Below are 4730 nucleotides of genomic sequence, written 5' to 3' on the forward strand. Positions count from 1 at the left end.
TTCTTTCACGCGAAGGCCAGGATCGCAAGCAGGCCGGCGAGCAGCAGCATGCCGCGGCGATAGATCGCCAGTGCCTCGACGATATCAGCCGCCAGCGGATCACGCGCGCCCTCGTTGAGCCAGGGCTCTTTCGTGACGCTGCCGTGATAGATGCGGGGACCGCTGAGCCGCACGCCGAGCGCCCCGGCCATCGCGGCTTCCGGCCAGCCCGCATTGGGCGAGCGATGGCGGCGTGCATCGCGCGTCATGCACGACAGCGCCTGGGAGCGCTGCGGCGCGAGCAGCACGAACAAGAAGCCGGTCAGGCGCGCGGGAATGAAATTTGCGACATCGTCGATGCGCGCGGCCGCCCAGCCGAAGGCTTCGTGGCGTTCGCTGCGATGGCCGATCATGGAGTCCAGCGTGTTGATGGCCTTGTAGCCGAAGATTCCCGGCAGGCCGAACAGCGCGCCCCAGAACACCGGCGCGACGATGCCGTCGGAGGCGTTCTCGGCGAGGCTCTCGATGGCCGCGCGTGCGATGCCGGCTTCATCGAGCGCGGCGGGGTCGCGGCCGACGATACGCGAGACCGCCTCGCGCGCGCCGTCGATGTCGCCGGCCAGCAGAGGCTTGGCGACGGCGGCGACATGATCATGCAGCGAGCGCAGCGCCACCAGCGGCCAGGCCAGAACTCCGGCCAGAGCAATTCCGATCCAGCTCGAGGGAAGCAGGAACTGAAGCAGCCAACCAAACGCAACCGCGAGCGCGATCACCAGAAGCGCGCCGGCGACGCCGGCGGCGCGGCGCAGCGCCGGCGGGGCAAGCTCGCGGTTCCAGCCGATGTCGATGGCTGCAATCAGCCGGCCCAGCCAGGTCACGGGGTGGCCGATCCGCGCGAACAACGGCGAGGGCCAGCCCAGCAGGGCATCCACCGCCATCGCCACGACCATCGCGCCCGCAAAGCCCACATCCGCCTCCTGTCCCGCCTCCTGTTGCGCAAAGCAAGCGGCGAGCGCAAGCCCCCGCCGGACTGATTTCGGCTTTGTCTTTGGCCGCGATTGGTGATTAGTCAGGCCGATAGGAGACTTTGATGGCCGTCATCTTGATCACGGGCGGAGCGCGATCGGGCAAGAGCAAGCGTGCGGAAACGCGCGCGCGTGCCTTTCCCGGGCAGCCCGTCTATGTCGCGACGGCCGAGGCGCTCGATGCCGAGATGGAGACTCGCATCGCAAGGCACCGCGCGCGGCGCGGAACCGACTGGATCGAACGCGAGGTGCCGCTCGATCTCGTGCCCGCGCTCATTGCGAGCGATGGTGGCGGTGCGAGGCTGGTGGACTGCCTGACGCTGTGGCTCTCCAATCTGATGCATGCGGAACGCGACTGGGAGCACGCGGTGAGCGAGCTTGCCGCCGTTCTGCCTCGTCTCAAGAGCTCCGTTGTCTTCGTCACCAACGAGGTCGGACTCGGCATCGTGCCCGACAACGCTTTGGCGCGCAGCTTTCGCGACGCCGCCGGCATCATGAACCAGACCGTTGCGGCCGCCGCTGACGAAGTCGAGTTCGTCGTCGCCGGCCTACCGATGAAGCTGAAATGACGCCGCGCGCCGACATTCTGAAAGACGTGATCGGCGATCTCAGGATCGCGGCGTCCTTCGTCACGATCGTTCCGGTGGCCTCGTCGAAGCCATCGGGCGAAGGCGCCGTCGCACGCGCGACGTGGGCGCTGCCTGTTGCAGGACTTCTGGTCGGCCTTGCCGGCGCTTTCGTCTACAAGGTCGCCATTCGCGTTGGACTGGCGCCGAACCTCGCTGCGCTGCTCGCGCTGGCGGCGACCACGCTCATCACCGGCGCACTGCATGAGGACGGGCTTGCCGATACCGCCGACGGGCTCGGCGGCGGGCGGACACGCGAGCGCAAGCTCGCGATCATGCGTGACAGCCGGATCGGCAGCTATGGTGTCTGCGCACTGATCCTGTCATTCGGCTTGCGCTGGAGCGCTCTTGCGGTCATCGCCAATCCATGGGCCGTGATGATGGCCCTCTGCGCGGCCCATGCTGCGGCCCGCGCGGGCTTGCCAGCCTTCATGTCGCTGGTCCCGCCGGCACGACCGGACGGATTGTCAGCCAGCGCGGGATCGCCGCCGGGCCGCAGCGTGGCCATGGCCTTCGGTCTCGGAACGCTCGTGCTTGCGCTTGCGCTGGGGCCGGCCAAGGCGCTGGTCGGCCTGATGCTGCTGTCGGCAGCCGGATTGATCCTGGCTCGCCTCGCCATCAGTCAGATCGGCGGACAGACCGGCGACATCCTCGGCGCGTTCGAGCAGGTCGGCGAGATCCTGATCCTGCTGGTCGCCGCAGCCTTCCTCCACGGGGGAGGATGAGCGATGATCGAGTTCGACGACACCTTCCGCCGGCAATTGCGCGAGCTGTTCGTGTGGCGCCGCGACGTGCGCCGTTTTCGTAACCAGGCGCTGCCCGACGGCGCCGTGGAGCGGCTGATCGACATCGCCTGCCTGTCGCCGTCCGTCGGCCTGAGCCAGCCGTGGCGCTTCGTCATCGTCGATGATCCCGAGCGGCGCCGCGCCGTGATCGACGACTTCAAGACGTGCAACGCCGATGCACTCAACTGCTATTCGGGCGAGCGCGCCGCGCGCTATGCCACGCTCAAGCTCTCGGGCCTCGAACAGGCACCTTGCCATCTCGCAATCTTCGCCGACAAGGCCAGCGACATCGGCCACGGCCTCGGCCGCGCCACCATGCCGGAGACCACGGAATATTCCGTGGTCTCGGCGATCACCGCGATGTGGCTCGCCGCGCGCGCCGAAGGCATCGGGCTCGGCTGGGTCTCCATCCTCAATCCGCAGCGCATCCACAGCGTGCTCGACGTGCCCGTCTCCTGGAAATTCGTCGCCTACCTCTGCATTGGCTATCCCGAGGCGGAGTGCGACCAGCCCGAGCTCGAGCGTGCGAAGTGGGAGCATCGGCGGGACGCGAGCGAGTTCACGCTGCGGCGTTAGCCTGGTCAGCCGCTCTATCCTCCGTCATTGCGAGCGCCTACGACTTGCTCTTGTCGGTGACCGCCGCCATAGGCGTCGCGGTCTGCTGCTTCTCGAACATCAGCAGCGGACGGAAGATGACGCGGCCATAGGCCTCGTAATGGTGCTGGGTCGAAATCGCATTCTTCAGCGGCGTCGCGTAATTGGCCTCGAACGTCATGAACGGCGCATAGGTCCAGGAAAAGCCGACGCCGGCGGAGGCCATTTCCGTAATGCCGGGAGCCGTCGAATACACCGCGCCCCAGTCGGTGAAGATGTAGGTGTCGAATCCCCGCAGCCATTGCGACCAATTGTAGTGCAGCTCGGCGTTGAAGTAATAGCCGCTGTCGCCCGACGCCGCGTTGGTCGGATAACCACGCACCGTCGTCGGGCCGCCGATCGTAAAAATCTGATCGCCCGGCAGCAGCTTTTCCTGGGTGTACTGCCAGCTCGCCAGCACGTTGGTGCTGAAATTGGCGGGGCCGGCCGCGCTGGTCGCGATCAGCGAGCCGGTATAGGTGTTGAACGTGCGGTTGTTGCCGAGCACGTGGTCCTGCCATTCGATGTAGTTCACGGCTGGCGAGACCGTGACCGAATAGGTGTTGCCGGAATTGGTCACGGAGACGCCGGCTGTCGCCTTGTCGTAATGGTCGTCGGTCACCGCGACCGTCGAGAAGCGGCTGACCGTCTTGCCCTCGGTCTCGGCGGCATTGAGCAACACCAGCCAGTTCTGCGTCGCCCAGACCGGCTGGCTGACATTGACCGCAGCCTGGCTCGACCGTCCGGTGACGTCGAGCGCGACGAATGGCCCCTCGATGATCTTGATCTTGCCTTCGGTATAGCTGACGCCGACACGTCCGCCCCAGGGATTGACCGGGATGCTGTAGGCGGCGTTGCCGTTGAGGTTGCCGTCGGCGCGAACGCCGTAGAAGGTCAGGCGGTCGTCGACGCCGAACAGGCCGTGGCGCTTGTAGAAGGTGCCGCCCTCCCAGCGGCCGGTGTTTTCGGAGCCCTGGTTGTCGACGAACAGCTGCCAGGTGTCGACCGGCGGCTCGATCACGGCAAGCTGCAGGTCGGTCAGGCCGAAGCTCGTTCCTGGCTGGAGCAGCGCCTTGATCTGCACGTCGTTGGTCCGGTTGAACCAGGTCACGTCGCGATTGAGCTTGGGAACGTCGAGGACCTCGCCTTCCGGTTCCTTAACGCGCTGGAGGATGTAGTCGGTCCGGGTCTGCTGGTTGCCCTCGACGGTGGTCTTCTGCAGCCGGCCTTCGGTCAGCTTGATCTTGACGGTCCCGTCCTTGGGATCCTGATCCGGCAGTGTCGCGATGCCGGTCACGATGCCGCGCTCGGTGTAGATGGCGTTGATGTCGGCGACGATCTGCAACAATGTCGCAATGTCGACATTCCTGCCGACATATTTCTTCGCGATCGCGTCGAGTTCGGCCGGCGTGATGAATTTGGACGGGTCGAACTCGAGCTTGCGCAGACGGAATTTCGGGCCGCCCGGCTTCATCAGCGGCGACTTTTCCCTGGGGCCGCCGACCACGGCGGGACCGTTCAGCTTGGGCGGCGCGCTCTGCTGCTCGAACTGGCGGCGTTGCCGGTCGACGTCGTTCTGGATGGCGCCGGGATTGATCGAGGGCACCTGCGCGCGCGCGGCCACGATGCTCGACGCCGCAAGCCCGATCCCCAGTGCTGCCCCCAGAATCCGCATCTCGGAC

General features: G+C 66.4%; 5 protein-coding genes. 3 read left to right on the top strand and 2 right to left on the bottom strand.

All coding sequences use genetic code 11. The annotated features are described in order from the left end of the window. Nucleotides 1–5: 5 nt before the first annotated feature. Nucleotides 6–947 carry an adenosylcobinamide-phosphate synthase CbiB gene (cbiB, locus tag XH91_RS22840; RefSeq protein WP_164933747.1) on the bottom strand — a complete coding sequence of 314 codons (942 nt, stop codon included), beginning with the start codon at nucleotides 945–947 and terminating at the stop codon, nucleotides 6–8. 122 nt (nucleotides 948–1069) lie between these two features. Here cbiB and cobU point away from each other — a divergent pair, with 122 nt between their 5' ends. Genes cobU through bluB form a run of 3 tightly spaced genes read left to right on the top strand, consistent with a single transcriptional unit; the run spans nucleotide 1070 to nucleotide 2991 of the window. Further along, on the top strand, nucleotides 1070–1573 hold the full coding sequence (cobU, locus tag XH91_RS22845) for a bifunctional adenosylcobinamide kinase/adenosylcobinamide-phosphate guanylyltransferase (RefSeq protein ID WP_128952664.1): 504 nt from the start codon (nucleotides 1070–1072) through the stop codon (nucleotides 1571–1573). Further along, nucleotides 1570–2355, top strand: a complete 786-nt coding sequence (gene cobS / locus XH91_RS22850; protein ID WP_128952665.1) for an adenosylcobinamide-GDP ribazoletransferase — start codon at nucleotides 1570–1572, stop codon at nucleotides 2353–2355. The genes cobU and cobS overlap by 4 nt, the downstream gene beginning before the upstream one ends. A gap of 3 nt (nucleotides 2356–2358) precedes the next feature. Further along, complete coding sequence (gene bluB, locus XH91_RS22855; RefSeq protein ID WP_128952666.1) at nucleotides 2359–2991, top strand: 5,6-dimethylbenzimidazole synthase; 633 nt, start codon at nucleotides 2359–2361, stop codon at nucleotides 2989–2991. A gap of 37 nt (nucleotides 2992–3028) precedes the next feature. Here the strand turns inward: bluB and XH91_RS22860 are convergent, their stop codons facing one another. Further along, nucleotides 3029–4723: a ShlB/FhaC/HecB family hemolysin secretion/activation protein gene (locus XH91_RS22860; RefSeq protein ID WP_128952667.1), complete on the bottom strand. Its 1695-nt coding sequence runs from the start codon at nucleotides 4721–4723 to the stop codon at nucleotides 3029–3031. Nucleotides 4724–4730: the final 7 nt, after the last annotated feature.

Origin of the sequence: Bradyrhizobium guangzhouense, assembly GCF_004114955.1 — a bacterium.
Classification (GTDB): domain Bacteria; phylum Pseudomonadota; class Alphaproteobacteria; order Rhizobiales; family Xanthobacteraceae; genus Bradyrhizobium; species Bradyrhizobium guangzhouense.

Excerpts from the sequence above, each read along its gene's own strand:
- XH91_RS22860 (WP_128952667.1), bottom strand. The coding sequence starts at position 4,723 with ATGCGGATTCTGGGGGCAGCACTGGGGATCGGGCTTGCGGCGTCGAGC.
- cobS (WP_128952665.1), top strand. The coding sequence starts at position 1,570 with ATGACGCCGCGCGCCGACATTCTGAAAGACGTGATCGGCGATCTCAGG.
- cobU (WP_128952664.1), top strand. The coding sequence starts at position 1,070 with ATGGCCGTCATCTTGATCACGGGCGGAGCGCGATCGGGCAAGAGCAAG.
- bluB (WP_128952666.1), top strand. The coding sequence starts at position 2,359 with ATGATCGAGTTCGACGACACCTTCCGCCGGCAATTGCGCGAGCTGTTC.